At 33.7% G+C, this 17141-nt stretch carries 10 protein-coding genes and 1 pseudogene; 5 read left to right on the forward strand and 6 right to left on the reverse strand.

Annotated elements, in window-relative coordinates; genetic code table 11:
* Positions 1-851: 851 nt before the first annotated feature.
* Complete coding sequence (locus SLW70_RS12430) at positions 852-1073, reverse strand: hypothetical protein (protein WP_320888754.1); 222 nt, start codon at positions 1071-1073, stop codon at positions 852-854.
* A 3300-nt stretch (positions 1074-4373) separates the two neighbouring features.
* Entirely contained in the window at positions 4374-4571 is a 198-nt protein-coding gene (locus SLW70_RS12435) for a hypothetical protein (RefSeq protein WP_320888755.1), read from the reverse strand.
* A gap of 503 nt (positions 4572-5074) precedes the next feature.
* Here SLW70_RS12435 and SLW70_RS12440 point away from each other — a divergent pair.
* Both SLW70_RS12440 and SLW70_RS16705 read left to right on the forward strand, forming a co-directional pair.
* Positions 5075-5200 carry a hypothetical protein gene (locus SLW70_RS12440; RefSeq protein WP_320888756.1) on the forward strand — a complete coding sequence of 42 codons (126 nt, stop codon included), beginning with the start codon at positions 5075-5077 and terminating at the stop codon, positions 5198-5200.
* Positions 5201-6312: 1112 nt separating this feature from the next.
* The gene (locus tag SLW70_RS16705; RefSeq protein ID WP_414458255.1) at positions 6313-6363 is read left to right on the forward strand and encodes a hypothetical protein; all 51 of its coding nucleotides are present in this window, start codon (positions 6313-6315) and stop codon (positions 6361-6363) included.
* A gap of 2364 nt (positions 6364-8727) precedes the next feature.
* On the opposite strand, the pseudogene SLW70_RS12450 reads toward SLW70_RS16705, so the two are convergent.
* Positions 8728-9498: pseudogene (locus tag SLW70_RS12450) on the reverse strand (lysophospholipid acyltransferase family protein); the annotation flags it as partial.
* A gap of 88 nt (positions 9499-9586) precedes the next feature.
* Positions 9587-10237, reverse strand: coding sequence for a CoA pyrophosphatase (locus SLW70_RS12455; RefSeq protein ID WP_320888743.1), 651 nt, complete (start codon positions 10235-10237; stop codon positions 9587-9589).
* 93 nt (positions 10238-10330) lie between these two features.
* Here SLW70_RS12455 and SLW70_RS12460 point away from each other — a divergent pair, with 93 nt between their 5' ends.
* Positions 10331-10765, forward strand: a complete 435-nt coding sequence (locus tag SLW70_RS12460; RefSeq protein WP_320888758.1) for a DUF4268 domain-containing protein — start codon at positions 10331-10333, stop codon at positions 10763-10765.
* A 153-nt stretch (positions 10766-10918) separates the two neighbouring features.
* Complete coding sequence (locus SLW70_RS12465; RefSeq protein ID WP_320888759.1) at positions 10919-11341, forward strand: DoxX family protein; 423 nt, start codon at positions 10919-10921, stop codon at positions 11339-11341.
* Positions 11342-11532: 191 nt separating this feature from the next.
* On the opposite strand, the gene SLW70_RS12470 is transcribed toward SLW70_RS12465, so the two are convergent.
* Both SLW70_RS12470 and rpsA read right to left on the reverse strand, forming a co-directional pair.
* Positions 11533-13209: a T9SS type A sorting domain-containing protein gene (locus tag SLW70_RS12470; protein ID WP_320888760.1), complete on the reverse strand. Its 1677-nt coding sequence runs from the start codon at positions 13207-13209 to the stop codon at positions 11533-11535.
* A gap of 123 nt (positions 13210-13332) precedes the next feature.
* Positions 13333-15108, reverse strand: coding sequence for a 30S ribosomal protein S1 (gene rpsA, locus SLW70_RS12475; protein ID WP_320888762.1), 1776 nt, complete (start codon positions 15106-15108; stop codon positions 13333-13335).
* Positions 15109-15661: 553 nt separating this feature from the next.
* On the opposite strand from rpsA, the gene SLW70_RS12480 reads away from it, so the two are divergent.
* Entirely contained in the window at positions 15662-16648 is a 987-nt protein-coding gene (locus tag SLW70_RS12480) for a hypothetical protein (RefSeq protein ID WP_320888763.1), read from the forward strand.
* The last annotated feature ends 493 nt before the right edge of the window (positions 16649-17141 follow it).

Consider the following 17141-nt stretch of genomic DNA (forward strand, 5'->3'; position numbering starts at 1 on the left):
TTGCAGTCCGTTTGGGGAATAAGAGTTTCCTCGAGTTTTCAGGTTAAGTATGACAAACAAGCTTCTGGTGTTTCTCATCACTCATATACGCAAACAACCAAATAAACAAATGTTTTAATCAGCATGTCTGAACAAATCCAATACCCAAAGAATTTTAGCAATTTTAAACTCACAATTTGCGAAAATATTATTAGTAGAACAACACTTGCAAGAATTCGAAAATTAGTACAAAACGGTGTATCGACGACAATCAAGGAAGAATAGTAGATGGGTTGTTTTAAATTACTAGAAACTTATCTGTGGGATATCAAGCTAATCTGAAGTGGTTATGCTCTTTAAACGAATTCCGTACAACCCAAACTTAAAAAGTTTGATACGTAAAGAGGTTTAATTGACATCCGTGAGGATAAAAACATCAATTATATTGTCTCACAGAAAAGCGCTACTAGCAATTGCTGATAGATATCGCTGCATGAAACTGAGAAATCGGTAATTGGTTGTTAAATGTAAACTATAGGAGATCTTACGTTTCGATCGAACGTGCGTTACCTTCTCATATTGATGTTAATCCAATTAGAGATATGACTTACAGTAAACACAACTATGACTTCAAGTTGTAATCAACCACGAATTTAAAAACGTTGTTGGATCGCTCAAAGCGCTTATGAAGCGGATATTGAAGTACAAAAGAAGAAATCCTTGGTCAAATTACAAAAAGACAAGTATTAGAAGTGTTTTAAAACCAGTACTTCTTACGGTGTGTTTATTACTATGTTGATGATTAATCACATTACTGACCTTTCTTGTCTAGAATCAACCACCCATCTGAGGTTCTTGAATTGATCAAAAATTTAAAACGTTGTAATCCTTGATTCGATGATGAAACAACAAAATCCAATAGGATTGAAAGACAAATAAAAACGCTCACTACCAGGGGAGGCACTTGATGCAAACTTAAACATTGGTATAAAGGTTTCTGGTAAAGTATCGTTATCGCTGATACGGAGCATTTCATCGTGTTGCTGACGTGTTTGAAGTTTAATCCACGTTTTCTGAAAGTCATGGCTACTCATTTACGTCTGCTCAAGATTTCAAAGTAGGGATAATCGAAATCAATCTTAACATTAGATAAGAAAGATCGTAAGATACATGAGATCAAACAATTATCTCAAAGCCTGGACTATATTACTCTAAATACCCTGTAGGTCTAAACATACAGTATCGTTAGAAAACTTCACAACGGTGTATTGTTTTCGTAATTAAAGAAGAAATTGAATAATCTACATCTCTGAATTATCTGGACCTAAGAAAATGCAAACACCCAGCTAGGTTGTAAACGTGTGGAAATACTGACGTTGTAGGTATTAAAGTAGATGTGAAGGACCGAAATATCGTTAGTCACTAACAACACTGGCTAACCCGGATCAGTTACAAGAGCTGTCGCGTTGGATCATCCTCAACAAATCTCTGAGAGTTGACAAGTGTCGTCTGATTATGGGAATGATATCGTTGCTTTCATTCCTTCTCGTCACCTTGAAAAAGAAGACGGTAAAAATTGAAAAAAGGTGGAATCTGCAGATTTCATAGTAATGAATTCAACAAAGAATGCAAAAGAAAGTACATCTCACACTGCAGCTTCACGTGAAGAAGAGAGAAAAAGTGAATGCTGCAACGAAAATACTTCATCTGCATCACGAACGCACCAGCTCGAATTTAGGTTGACAACATGGATGTATTACTCTTTGAAAGCGTAAAATGATAATTCGGAAAAATTAAATTCTCACTTTTTTATCATAAAAGCCTCTCAGGATTGACTTTTTGTGTTTATAATTATTTAAAGTATAAAATATTTGATTTTTGTTGTATATTTGCCATAATCGACAAAAAAAAAACTACGGTGATATTGGCAGTATGTAGGGTTAAGAATGTGTCACAATATGAATATTCCTGACTACTTTAAAGGCGAAGTTATTAGCGCGAGTTCTATAAGACAACCGCAATATTTAGCTGAAATTATTTTAAGTTGATGCTAAAGTGACGGACAATCCAAAATGAAGCACTACACTAATAGAAGTACGTAAGTTTTACCGCAATTAACGTTTAGTAGGAATTACGAGTTTTTACAAATATTCATTTTGAATTGTTATACTAACCTTACTTTCTTCACTAGATGTAACTGTTTGACGAATTTAAATCATTAAATTGTACTAATAAAGACTTACTCTTCATTTAATGTTAGTGCCAGAAACCTTCAGTAGTTGTGGTGTATCAAAATTTGCTTACACTAAAGTACGGGAAAGTACCCGGGAAACTTTGAATTGTGCTGTAACCATCGAACAAATTAGAGGTTAGTAGTTTAAGGAACTCAAATGGTTTGTGACAGAAGAAACTTACTGCGTTAAAGTTGTCGGTGGTAAGTACTCTTTCTTACTCTGCGAGTCAGAAAATTATACTCTAATCAAATTTTAAGGGAGCAAATAATCTAAAATATAATTTTATAATGATTTATCATTTCTCATTTTAACAATTGTCAAAATTTAAAATATCTAGAATTGATGGAAAATCAATTAGATAAATTAGACTTGACAGGATTGAAATAATCTTGGTGCTATGTATATCAGAAATAATAGTTTCAATAATAAAGTCTCATCATGTGAACAAATCTAGAGTATTTTTCATTTATGAAATTAACCACGTCCGTATGTGATTCTTTAGGAAATCTTGAACTCGAATGGGGCCAGATAAGAAATACGATTTTATCTTGTATTGTCTAAAAACTGGATGGATTCTATTTATTAGAGGTTTTAGTGGTTTAAATATGTTTTTAATCGAAATTCGTAGTCATATTAATTGTTCTTCAGTTCGTACGAGTGTGATTAGATTTAGATGTAAATTGTATTAATTTTACTTTGACTTAAAACCTATCAAGACCTTTTATCTGCTTCGAAAACTCTCCAAATATTTTTTTTGGTTTGAAATTCGTAATTTCACTGTAGAATCCATGGTAACTTACTCCTATCTTTAAAAAACCAAGGAATCGTTTTTGGGGATTCCTAATCTCCAGTCAAAATAACTCAATAAGTATCCGTTTACAAACCACCTAATCTTACTATTTGTGTGTATGGATGATGACTAAATATTTTAAAAATAAAGCTTACACAAAAGGTGACATTATTGTGTTGTAATCTTCAGGATAGTTAAATTGAAACAAGTGACTTAATTTTTCAACCTATTTACAATTCAGCCTTATCCAGTATATACGTTTCTAAGTCTCACGGTCAAAAAAGAAATTCTATATAAAATCATACTTTTATGATATGTTACCACTTGTTTTGTTTTACCAACTAATACAAGATAATTTCGAAGATTGACGTACTATCTGAGATAATCCCGAAATTACATTATCAAAAGAGATACCAAACAAAGATTTTTCATTCTAATTGATCAAAATCTAGTGTAACGAGATTTCCCTCTTGTTTTAACTATTTCCAGCGGGCCGCTCGTGCTTTGCCATGAAAGACCCCCCACAAGATGCCCTTCCATCTGCTAAATACACACAACGACCTTACATTAACAAAAAATCCTCACACAATGTAGGCATTTTTTTGGTTAAAAAAATTATGTTATTCTGCATTTTGAAATATAATCGCAAGTTATTAAAACCGCTACCATAAAATAAAAAGAAAATAAATAGGCTAAATAGGATCGAGCGCTATAAGTAATTTTGTGTTGCCCATATCATTTCTTAGAGCTACAATACCGCTCCTGCTAAAATAGTATTGCGCTATAGTGCCCATCTAGTGATAACCCAAAAACAATCATTATTCCGCCAATCATATGCGGTGCATATAATTACAAGGTAACATTCCCCTCCAATTTTTTCGATAGGATGAAATCGACTAAATAGTGAATTATGGTAATAATTCAACTCCCTTCATATAAAAATACACCTAACATGGCGACAAATCGATAGTTAAATAAGATGAGATTTGCCCCATTATTAAGGTTGTTACTGGTCCATAATACTGAATTAAAAGGGATACACTAAGTTGATTTTTTAAAGCAAAAGCATAGTATTAACCAAAAATATTGGTCAGACTACTAAAATAGTATTATAATAGAATATGTAGAAAAAAGAACTATCTGTAAATAAACGAATGCTATTCTAGACAGCTTTAATTATGCTCATAATCAATATAACTCCAAAGCATTCATTTGTTCGAAAAAGAATCTTAAAAGGTCCTCATGTGGTCCGAGTCTATTAACCGAGACCACTAATTTTCTACCAATCACGTATATTTGGCCACTTTCAAGACAGAGTTCGGGTGCGAATAAAATCTGATAAATTCCTCTTCATATGTTTTTTAAGGCTACTAATTTTCAAAAGAAGCCGAACGTTTTTCATCACGTCGTCTCAATATCAATGTAAACCTGAGCTTTTTATTAATCACATAAAACTTAAAAGAAAAAGTCCTTTTGATGTTTAGTAGCATAAAGGACCCATTTCGAGGATAGGTTTCGGCTAAATACCCAAAATTCTCTTGATTTTTGACATCTGCTTTAACCGTCATTGTTTATCATTGAGTAAGAAAACTGCGAAGCTTATTTTCTAACATAGTATATGAGCTACGTCGCAAAAATAAATTTGATTAGATTTTTCACTATTTTTTAGAAATGAGTTCCCCATATTTATTAACGAACGTCCTGCTACGGTTGGCTCATGCAAAATGCTCCGGTAGCAAGGAAACTAAAAAATATTACGTTGAACCAACAAAAACAAAATCTGCAGCCTAATGAGGTTATTGATCCTAAAGCATGACACAGTTGTTTGATTGTGCGCAAATTTATATAAGCGTTCAGTCTGAACAATCGCTTTTCCTGGGCAAATTTGAAGCAGAAAGGGTTTTTGCACAAACACCTGCGTGAAACACATAAAGAATAGAGTGCCGCCTATTTTATCGAAATAAAAAAAATTTTTCGCCTATTTATATGCCTCCTAGCATTTTGGTTTAATCCGTTTATGACTTATACAAACGAAATCGCATTTGTTCCTGACCCTTCTGAATAGATCATAATGAATTGCCTTACTGTGTTTTTGATGAAAGAAAGTTTTAAAAGTACGTTGACCAACCTCGTACAGCCAACCGATATTGAATCCGCATTTAAAGGGAAGACAAAGTGGTATGGGACAACGGCATGAGTGATGAATTAAAAAATATAAAATGTAATAGGCACATCATGGTAACACGAAATATAGAATCAAAGCAAAAATAGTCACTAAAGACGTATCGAAGAGTTGTAACAGCGTAACCATCGATATTATGAAAAAATGAGTACCTTCTGCCCCAACTGTATAAGAAACATGTTATTGGGATTAAAAACCATCCTTTTGTCATATATTGTTTTCAAAAGTGGTTAATGGCTGTTTTGCGCCTTAACCATAACGTGGCGTGGTTATTGAATTGCAATTTTGAAGGTGCTGTATTCATTAAAAATTACCCAATCCAATGCTTTTTGTATCCAACCAACCATCAAACCTATTTGGCATGTGCCATTGTCAGGTTTTAATCAAGTTGAGCTCGACGATATATCAAAATGTACTATCTTGTACGAAACTCAAATATTTATATTACGGCCAAGAAACAATCTACGGGCTTTCCTCGTATATGCGGATCCGACCATTACAGTTAACGTACTTTGCGTTCAAAAGGAGTAAATGAACCGAAAAAAAAAAGAGAAACCCTTACGATACTGAGAAATAAAACTACACTTCTGGACATGTGATTACTTTTCCCAAGAACTACCAATCATGTAAACCTTTCAACAGGAACACCCACTTATCAAACAACATAAGCCTATTGTACCTATCGTCCAATACGTTTCCCGGTTCATTTGATAAAAAAGGCTGCGTGTCAGAAAAAAGGAATTTACATCATTTATCATCAAGAGCCATTGCAATTTGATAAAAAAACGACACATTGACAAAATTGTAAAAAGTAAGTAGGCGATAAGCAACATCCAACATTTCGTAAAGTCTTCCGTGAAAACGAGAAACAAAAACGATTTGAATAGTTGAGAGAATGGAGGTTTAGTAAGTCGTTAAGAGTGTAAACGGAGTAATTGGTTAAACTGCATTTAATCGACTGAAATAAGTAACGTAAAGTCTAACCGATTAAACAATTAACCTATTACCCTTTAAACGAATAACCTTTTCTTAACCGATGAACCTCTAACCTTATAAATCTATGAATATTCCAAATACCTCTTTAACCAGAAGTTGTTATCATTGGCGGGGGTTTTGCAGGAATCGCTTTGGCGAAAGCCTTAAAAAAACAAGCTGTACAAGTGGTGCTTTTTGGATAAAAACATTTACCATACTTATTCAAACCTCTACTGTATCTAGTAGCTTCAGTACTCGAAGACGGTTCGAATTGCTGATCCTTTGCGATAGTGATTCAGAATATGAATATATTTTATTTGAGGTTTAACCAATGGTTCGTGAAAGTGACAGCCCAAAACCAAAAAATAAGTACTGAAATAGGACTTGCGTATGATTATTTGGCGTCTTGGCAACTTGGGCAAAAACGAATTATTTTGGTAGCAAAGAAATAGAACGCAAACTGCCTGCGAATGAAAAACTTCCCACAATCGTTGAATAATTCGAAGTTTGATTGTGGAAACTTTGAGCAACGGTATGTAAAATACCAACGATATTGCTGAAAGAGACTAGTCTTATTAGAGTTTATCCTGGTGGTGGCGACCTAACAAGTAGAGTTGCTGGCGCTTTGGGCCGAAATGATAAACAGCCATTCTTTCAAAAAGAAAACTGACGACCCGATCGTGATAATTTCCAAAATGCACATCAATCTGATGCAAAGTGGCGACCGATTCCGGAATACGATAGTGGTGACCTCTCGATTGCGCCGAAAAATTCTTGGAGACTGTAGGAGTGCGTATTTGGCAAAATGTGCGGTAAAAAACTAGAACGGTCGAACTGTTACCACAAATTCCGAAACTGACTGTTGAGGCGGCAACGTGATTTGGACGGCTGGTGTGCAAGCGGCTTTGTGGCATGTAGGACCCCCGATTCGTTTAATTGAAAAAGCGGAACGCATTCGCGAAAATGAATTTTAGCCAAATAAAAGGACGAAAACTATTTGCTATAGGCGATGTCGCTTGTATGAAACACTGATTTTCCACAAGGCGCCTATAGCCCTACACTTTACTAAAGATATGGGAGAATATTGTGAACTTTGCAAAACAACATGACTTTTGAAATGGCGACATAGTCGATGCAACAAATCGGTCAAAAAAGCATAGTTTTTGAGTTACCTAAATTTCTGTTGAGACGCACATCTTGTGGTATCTCGCTCTACTACAACAACGGAGGAAAAAAAAAGATACACACATAACTGTTATGTCAAAATGAAATTTAGGTAAATCAACAACTGCCTTATTTCGACGATGGTTGCCATCGAACCTTTGTCGCAATATTCAAAAGCCTCCATGGGTTTGTTTGAATAAGCTTCACAATATTTTCTCCCAAAACTTTACTTGATGTAAAGCGGTGGCCCATCATAGGATGCCCTTGTGAAAATAGCTGTTTCCATACAAGCGACATCGCCTATAGCAAATAGATTTCTACCCTTATTATTTCTTAAATCATTTACGCGGAATGCGTTCCGCTTTTTCAATTAACGAATCGGGGGCTAATCCATGCACCAAAGCCCTGTACACCAGCAGTCCAAATCACCTCGTTGCCGCACTCAAAAGTCAGTTCGGAATTGGTGGTAACAGTTCGACCGTTATAGTTTTTTACACGCACATTTTTCCAAATACGCACCCTAAGCTCTCCAAGAATTTTGCGCCGCAATCGAGATTCTCATCATAGGATTCAGGAGTCGGTCGCCACTTTGAATCAGATTGATGTGCATTTTGGAAATATCAAGATCGGTTAGTCTTTTTGAAGAATGGCTTTTTTCATTCGGCCAAAGCGCCAGCCAACTCTACTCCTGTGGTCCGCCACCCACAGGACAAAATTAATAAGACTTTCTCTTTCAGCTATATCGTTGGTTAAAACCGCTTGCTCAAAGTTTTCCAAATCAAACTTCGAATATTCAACGCTTGTGGGATGTTTTCATCGCCATGCTGTTGCGTTCTATTTCTTTGTTACAAAATAATTCGTTTTTGCCCAGTTGCCAAGACCAAATAATCATAAGCAAGCTCCCCTATTTCAGTATTTATTTTTTGGTTTGGGTGTCAATTTCTCGAACATGGGTTAACCTAAAATAAAAATTATCATATTCTGAATCACTTTTCGCATAGATAGCACATCGAACCGTCTTCGAGGTCCACTGTTGCTACTTGATACAGTAGAGGTTTGAAAAGTATGGTAATTGTTTTTATCCAAAAAGCACCACTTGTACAGCTTGTTTTTTAAGGCTTTCGCCAAGCGGATTCCTGCAAAACCACCGCCAATGATAACAATTCTAGGTAAGAGGTATTTGGAATATTCATGATTTATAAGGTTAGAGGTTAATCGGTTAGAAAAGGCTTATTCGTTAAGGGTAATTGGTTAATTGTTTAATCGGTTAGAATTTACGTAATTATTTCAGTCGATTAAGCAGTTAACCAATTAATCCGTTAAACTCTTAAACGACTTACTAACCCTCCATTCTCTCACCTATCTATCGTTCTTGTTCTTCTAGATCTTCACCGAAAGCACATTAAGAATGATGGATGTTGCTCTATCGCATACTCTACTTTTTCTACAATTTCGTCATGGTGTCGTTTTCATAATCAAATTGCAATGGCTCTTTGATGATAAATGATTGTTAAAATTCCTTTTTTCTTGACACGCAAGCCTTTTTTATCAAATGAACGCGGAAACCGTCAATGACGATAGGTACAACAATAGGCTTATGTTGTTGATAATGTGGGCTGTCCTTTTCGAACAGGTTTAAATGATTGGTAGTTCCTTGCGGAAAAGTAATCACCCATCCGTCCTGAAGTGCTAGTTTTATATTCTCAGTATCGTTAGGGTTACTTCTTTTTTTTCGGTTACATCTACTCCTTTTGAACGCCAAGTACGTTCAACTGTAATGGCTCCGGCATACGCCATAATACGAGGCAACAAGCCCGCTTGCATGGTTTCTTTGGCCGCTACATAATAAATTATTGAGTTTAGGTTCCCACAGATAGCCTACATTTTTGATACTATCAGTACGACCGCTCAAACTTGCATTAAAAACATGAAACATGGCCACCACATCCGCAAAATAGGTTGATGGTTGGATACAAAAAGAACATTGGTTTCGGGTAAATTTTAATGATTCAGAACCTTCAATTTGCAATGCATTAACCCTCGATAACGTCTAGAGTTAAGGCGCCAAAACACGAATTAACCACTTTTGATAACAATATATGACCAAAAGGATTGCGTTTTAATAATCCATAAAAAAAATGTTCTATAATAATGTTGGGGTACGAATGTATCATTTTTCATAACTATAGATTGGTTTAGCTGTTCACTATCCTTCGATTAGCTTATTTTAGTGCTAGTTTTGATTGATTCTATATTTCGTGTTTATCTTGATAGTCGCATTACATCCTTTAATACTTCTTTTAATTCACTCAACATCATGGCAGTTGCTCCCCATACCATTTGTCCTTCAATTTCAAATGCCGGCACTTCAATATCGGTGGCGTACGAGGTTGTCAAACGTACTTTTACAATAATTTCTTCACTCAAAAACACAGATAAAGGCAATTCAATTACTCGATCTACTTCAGAAGGGTCAGGAACAAATGCGATTTCGTTTGTACTAATTCCCATAAAAGGATAAACCAAAAAATTGCTAGGCGGAATATAAATAGGCGAAAAATCTTTTTTTATTTCGATAAAATCAGGCGGCACTCCTACTTCTTCATGTGTTTCACGCAAGGCTGTTTGTGCAAACACACCATCTTCTGCTTCAAATTTGCCCCCAGGAAAAGCGATTTGTCCAGAATGAACGCCTTCATATAAATTGCGAACAATCAAAACCAAATGTGTTAAACCTGCTTTAGGATACAATAACATCATTACGGCTGCAGTTTTTGTTTTTTTGGCTTCAAAGTCAATATTTTTTAGCTCTTCCATTCGCTCAAAAGGAGCCATTTTAGCATGAGCAACCGTAGCAGGAAGTTCAGCCTTAATAATATGGGGAACAATTTCTAAAAAATAGTGAAAATCCATAATCAAATCTTATTTTTGCAGACCGTAGCCAATATAAATATAGTCTAGAAAATAAAGCTTCGCAAGTTTTCTTAATTCAAATCGCATAAAACAATGTACAGTAAAGCAGAAAGTCAAAAAATCAAAAGAGAATTTTGGGTCACATTTGCCGAAAAATATCCTCGCAAATGGGTACTTTATGATACTAAAATCAAAGACTTTTCTTTTAAGTTTTATGTTGATAATAAAAAAGCTCAGGTTTTCATTGATATTGAGCATCGAAGTGATGAAAAACGTTCGGCTTATTTTGAAAAATTAGTAGCCTTAAAAAACATACTCGAAGAAGAATTTATCAAAGACTTGGTATTCGAAAAAGAATATGTCCTTGAAAGTGGCAAAACTATAAGTCGTATCTGGGTAGAAAAATTAGGTGTCGGTTTTAGCAATAGAAATCATTGGGACACCATTTTTGACTTCTTTTTCGAAAAAATGAATGCTTTGGAGCTTTTCTATTTGGAATATGACGAATTTATTAAAGATATAGAATAGCATTCGTTCTATTTAACAGATAGTTCTTTTTTCTAAATATTTACTTATAATCAACTCATTTCTAGTAGTCTGAACAAATATTTTTGGTCTAATCACTATGCTTTTGCTTTAAAAATCACTACCTTAGTGTATCAATTTCTAAACTACAGTATTATGACCAATGTAAAAACCTTAAATAAATGGGCAAATGCTCATTCTTATTTAACTATCGATTTTGTCCGAATTGCTCTAGGTGTATTTTTATTCATGAAGGGAGTTGAATTTATTACCAATATTCAATATTTAGTAGATTTAATATCCCCTATAGATAAAATTGGAGGCGGAATGTTCCTTGTACATTATATCGCACCAGCACATATGATTGGCGGAATAATGATTGTTTTTGGGTTACTCACTAGATGGGCAATAATAGCGCAACTACCTATTTTAGCAGGAGCGGTATTAGTAGCTCTAATGAATGATATGGCAACACACAATCTATTACTAGCCGCTGTTACTTTAGCAATTTGTATTTTCTTTTTATTTTATGGTAGCGGTAAAAACTCTGCCGATTACTATTTCAAAATGCAGCAATAACCAATAATTTTTTAACCAAAAAAATGCCTCACATTGCTGTGAGGCATTTTTGTTATATGTAAGGTCGTTTGTGTGTATTCCTAGCCCAGATGGAAGCGGCATCCTTGTGGCGGCGGGCATTTATGCCGCCACAAGATAGAGCGGACAGCTGGAAATAGCTCCTAAAAAAAGAGCGTAATATAAGTTAACCACTAGTTTTTGATAAACTTAGACCTTGAAATCCCTTTGTTTGTATCTATTTTGATAATGTAATTTCCGGTTCTAAGACTAGATACGTCAATATTCGAAATTTCTTTATTAGTTGGTAAAACCAAAACAAGTTGGCCTAACATATCATAAACAGCTATTGATTTTATTAGAATTTCATTTTTGACCGTGAGACTTAGAAAAGTATCTACTGGATTAGGATGAATTGTAAAATAGGTTGAAAAATTAAAGTCAATTGTTTCCAATGAACTATCACATGAAGAATCTACAACACAATCAATGTAACCATTTTGTGTAGCTTTATTTTTAAAATTATTTACGTCATAATCCCATACACACAAATAGGTAAGATTAGGTGTGTTTGTAAAAGGATACCTTATGGTGTTATTTTGACCTGGAGGATTAGGAATACCAAATAACGATTCACTTGGGTTTTTAAGATAGGTGTTAGTTAAAAATGGATTATCACTGAAATTAACCGAATTCAAACCAAAAAAATCATTTGGAGAGTTTTCCGAAGCATGATAAAAGGTCTTGATAGTTCTTAAGTCCAAAGTCACAAATTTATTAAAACTACAATCTAAATCTCTAATAAACTCCGTAGTTAATGTTGTTAAATTATTATGACTACAATTTAGATTAAAAACATTTTTAACAACTAAAACCTCTAATAAATTAGAACTACAATCCAGTTCCTTTAGAACAACATCTCCAATAGTTAAATTAGTCAATTTATTATCATGGCAAATTAGAGTTCCAAGATTTACTAAAGAACTCACATCCAAAGACGTGAGTTTATTTCCATAACATGAAAAATACTCTAGATTTGTCAAATGAGAGACTTCTATACTTGAAATATTATTTCCTGATATAATCAGCACCAAAAGATTATTCAATCCTGTCAAGTCTAAATTATCTAATTGATTACCATCACATTCTAGATATTTTAATTTTGACAATCCTGTTAAATTGAGAATTGATAAATCATTACCTAAAACATCTATAATTTCTAGATTATTTGCTCCATTAAAATTGATAGAAGTCAATAAATTTTCCTGACTACGCAGAGTAATAAGAGTACTTAAACCCGACAAATTTAACGCAGTAAGTTTATTCTGCTCACAAACCAACTCTTTGAGTTTACTTAAACTACTAACATCTAATTCTGTTAGTTGGTTAAAGCCACAATTAAAAGTTTCAAGGTTATTTAACCCAGTTACATTTAATGTAGTAAGCAAATTTTGATCACACCACAAATACTGAAGGTTCTCTAGGCTACTAACATTAAATGAAGTAAGCTTATTATTAGTACAATTTAATGATTTTAAATTCGTCAAACCAGTTACATCTAGTGAAGAAAGTAGGTTAGTATAACAATTCAAAACCTGAATATTTGTAAAACTCGTAATCCCTACTAAAGAGTTAATTGCGGTAAAACTTACGTCCAATTCTTTTAGTAGTAGTGCTTCACTTTCTTGGATTTGTCCGTCACTGTTAGCATCAACTTTAAAATAATTTCCAGCTAAATTTTTTGCGGTTGTATTACTAGAACTCGCCGCTAATAACTTCGCCTTAAAATTAGCATCAGGAATATTCACTATCTGTGAAACAACATTATTCAAAATAAATAATGCAATTAATAAAAAGTAGTTTTTCTTCATTTGTAAGATTTTGGAGCAAATATACAACAAAAACTAACACTAAATATTTTCCTACTTTAAATAATTTTAAACAAAAAAAGCCTCACATCCCTGTGAGGCTTTCTATTATAAAAAAGTTGAGAATTATTTTTTCTCAGATTTTTCCATTTTAGCTTTCAAAGCAGCTAATACATCATTGTTGTCACCTAAAGTCGCAGCTGGTGCGTTAGTAGATGCAGATGAAGTATTTTCAGTTGCAGCTTTCACATTTTTCTCTTCTTCTTCACGGAAGATAGCAGTGTGAGATGCTACTACTCTTTTGAATTCTTTGTTGAATTCAATTACTTTGAAATCTGCAGATTCACCTTTTTTCAATTTCTTACCGTCTTCTTTTTCAAGGTGACGAGTAGGAATGAAAGCAACGATATCATCTCCAAATTCTACAGTAGCTCCTTTGTCAACAATCTCAGAGATCTCTCCGTTGTGGATAGTTCCAACAGCGAATGAATCTTCGTACTGATCCCAAGGGTTAGCAGTAGTTTGTTTGTGACCTAAAGATAATTTACGTCCTTCAACATCTAATTCTAATACTACAACGTCAAGTTTTTCACCAACGTTTACAAACTCAGATGGGTGTTTGATTTTCTTAGTCCAAGATAAGTCAGAGATGTAGATTAATCCATCAATTCCTTCTTCTAATTCTACGAAAATACCAAAGTTTGTGAAGTTTCTAACGATACCTGTATGTTTAGAACCTACTGGGTATTTAGAAGTAATATCAGTCCATGGATCTTGAGATAATTGTTTGATACCTAATGACATCTTACGATCGTCTCTATCTAATGTTAAGATTTGAGCTTCGATTACATCACCTACTTTTACGAAATCTTGAGCAGAACGTAAATGAGTAGACCATGACATTTCAGAAACGTGGATTAAACCTTCAACACCTTCAGCAACTTCGATGAAAGCTCCGTAATCAGCGATAACTACTACTTTACCAGAAACTTTATCACCAATAGTTAAGTTTGCATCAAGTGCATCCCATGGGTGAGCGTTTAATTGTTTCAATCCTAATTGGATTCTTGTTTTCTCATCATCGAAATCAAGGATTACAACGTTTAATTTTTGATCTAATTCAAGAACCTCAGATGGGTGGTTGATTCTAGACCAAGAAAGGTCAGTAATGTGGATTAATCCATCAACACCACCTAAGTCAATAAACACACCGTAAGAAGTAATGTTTTTAACAACACCTTCTAATACTTGTCCTTTTTGTAATTGACCAATGATTTCTTTCTTTTGTACTTCAATATCCGCTTCAATAAGCGCTTTGTGAGATACAACAACGTTTTTAAATTCGTGGTTGATTTTCACAACTTTGAATTCCATAGTTTTGTTTACGTAAACGTCATAATCTCTAATTGGTTTAACATCAATTTGAGATCCAGGTAAGAACGCTTCGATTCCGAAAACGTCAACGATCATACCACCTTTAGTTCTACATTTAACAAAACCATTAACGATTTCTCCAGTTTCATTAGCAGCGATAACTCTATCCCATGATTTGATAGTACGCGCTTTTCTGTGAGACAATACTAATTGACCTGTTTTATCCTCACGGATGTCAATTAATACCTCTACAGTATCACCAACTTTTAAGTTTGGGTTGTAACGGAATTCGTTTAAAGAGATAACACCTTCAGACTTAGCATTGATATCAACGATAACGTCTCTATCAGTAATTCTAACAACAACACCATCTACTACTTCTTCTTGATCTGTAGCGATAAACGTTTTTGATACTAATTCTTCGAATTCTTGCAAGTGTTGTTCATCAACTACATCAATACCTTCTTCGAAATTGTGCCAGTTAAAATTTGCTAAAAACTCTTCTTGTGATTGGATTTGTTCAGACATGCTGATTAAAAATTTGTATTCTGCGTTCGCTTGAGTTTCTTGAGTGAGAGAAAACAACAGAAGTTGTTTGTATAATTAATTGATACCTAGTGGAAACTCTTATTCACCAAAAGGACTGCAAAATTAATACATTTTTAGTTAACTACAAAGAAAATACTACTGATAATTACCACAAAACCAAAACATAACACCATATATAAACGGTTTTCCTGTTTTTAGGAGCAAAATGCCCCGTTTTCACAACACACTCCCCTCCTGCTCTCGCCTTTATCTCTCCGTCCCGAAGCATCGGGACTACGAGGATACCGGCTCCATCAGGGCTAGTTTTTAGGTTTTGTTTTCTATAGTTAGTTTTTATGGGGAATCTTACAAAAAAAATTACTCTTGTGTGATTTTTATGAAATAAAAGGATATATTTGATGCAACTAAAAAAGAAACAATCCTTCATAAATCTACCTATATTTGGGTATATCTGCGAAGATTTGTTTCGTAACATATAAGTTGGTGGCAAACGAAACAAAAATAGAATACAGAAAATAATGTAACTTAAAAAATGAAATTATCAAAAACAAGAACTTTAATTGAAACTTTGTTTTTAATCGCAACTGTACTAGTACTTTTAGTGATACCAATATTTGCTGCAAAAGCAAATAATTATGAAGATGGAGATCATTTTGCAAATATGTTAGCTCCTTTATTAAGTTTCATTGGAAGTGCACTTGTTTATATTGCTTTCAAAGCACAAATCAAAGCTAACTCACAAATTCAAGATCAATTTATTAAGCAAAATTACGATCAGAATTTTTATAGACTTGTAGACAATATTCAAACTCGAATTTCAAATTCAGAAATTCAACGTACTAATAGTGAAAAAATAGAAAAAGGCTATACTATTCTACAATACATTGTTTCAGAAACTGTTAGTAAAGCAGAAAAGTCAAGTATACTTTTTGGCATACAAATTTTAATTTTTAATCCAGAAATTATTGCTGATGAAATTTGGATCAAATTATATAAAGAAGTTAAAAAAAAAGCATACCCAGATTTTACAATATTTAAAAATGCTTTCTTGTTGGCAGATGAAGAAAGTCGAAAATTAATTTATGAACGAGATTTCGATCATGAATTTTATGAATATTCTCAATATAAGGATCTTGATATTATATTATCAGAGATATTTATGAAATATTTTTACGAACAATCGGATGAATATTATTTAAAATATTATAATTATATCACAAAACCTTTTTTAAACAAATATTATGTTTTTTTTGATAGTTATTATCGATCTATATCTATGATATTAAAGCATATAGACAGTATTGAAGACAATAAATTTTATTTAGAATATTTTATTGATAGTCTAACTACTTACGAACTATTACTTATTTGGTTTGCAGTAGCATCTAAACGATTTAGTGATGAATCACGTCAAAGAATTAAAAAATTCAATTTATTAAGTACAATAACTACAATAAAAGGAATTAAAATTGCGCCTTCAAATGATTACGGGAAGCACATAATACAAAGATTGAACTAAAAACCCCGCTCCACGAAGAATCCTAGACTCCACGAAGAGTACCCTCGCTCCCGCCCGAATACTTTCGGATGGCTTGTAGATTAGATCGATAACGTGGATTTATCCATGCTCCTCGAAGAGTACCAAATACTATTCTAAGTGCTGCGCAAATGTCTCTGACTTTGCGCAATTTTAACAGTTTAATTAAACGAAATCGTCCTAAAAGTATACTGACTTTTCTACAAAACATTTTTTACCCCCAAAATCGGTGGTGTCAAAATCTCAAACGATACCGATATATCTTATTGCTGATAATTTGGATTCTACCATAGCTATAAAACACAATCAACACGGTTAGTCAAAAGGCACATTTCATTTCGTACCAACGAATAAACAAACGCAATCAAACGCTAAGGAGATTAGATTGTGAGAACCTCTTTTTATTTGTACTTTCGTTTAAGTTAATTCTGGATTTTTAAAATCCTAAAAAACATATTACACAAAATAGCGCTAA

This window comes from Flavobacterium sp. NG2 (assembly GCF_034119845.1).
Lineage (GTDB): Bacteria > Bacteroidota > Bacteroidia > Flavobacteriales > Flavobacteriaceae > Flavobacterium.

Bases quoted from the DNA above. Each gene is read 5' to 3' on its own strand.
- SLW70_RS12440 (WP_320888756.1), top strand. From the start codon at position 5,075: ATGAATTGCCTTACTGTGTTTTTGATGAAAGAAAGTTTTAAAAGTACG.
- SLW70_RS12460 (WP_320888758.1), top strand. From the start codon at position 10,331: ATGTACAGTAAAGCAGAAAGTCAAAAAATCAAAAGAGAATTTTGGGTC.
- SLW70_RS12455 (WP_320888743.1), bottom strand. From the start codon at position 10,237: ATGGATTTTCACTATTTTTTAGAAATTGTTCCCCATATTATTAAGGCT.
- SLW70_RS12470 (WP_320888760.1), bottom strand. From the start codon at position 13,209: ATGAAGAAAAACTACTTTTTATTAATTGCATTATTTATTTTGAATAAT.
- SLW70_RS12435 (WP_320888755.1), bottom strand. From the start codon at position 4,571: ATGACGGTTAAAGCAGATGTCAAAAATCAAGAGAATTTTGGGTATTTA.
- rpsA (WP_320888762.1), bottom strand. From the start codon at position 15,108: ATGTCTGAACAAATCCAATCACAAGAAGAGTTTTTAGCAAATTTTAAC.
- SLW70_RS12465 (WP_320888759.1), top strand. From the start codon at position 10,919: ATGACCAATGTAAAAACCTTAAATAAATGGGCAAATGCTCATTCTTAT.
- SLW70_RS12430 (WP_320888754.1), bottom strand. From the start codon at position 1,073: ATGAGTAGCCATGACTTTCAGAAAACGTGGATTAAACTTCAAACACGT.
- SLW70_RS12480 (WP_320888763.1), top strand. From the start codon at position 15,662: ATGAAATTATCAAAAACAAGAACTTTAATTGAAACTTTGTTTTTAATC.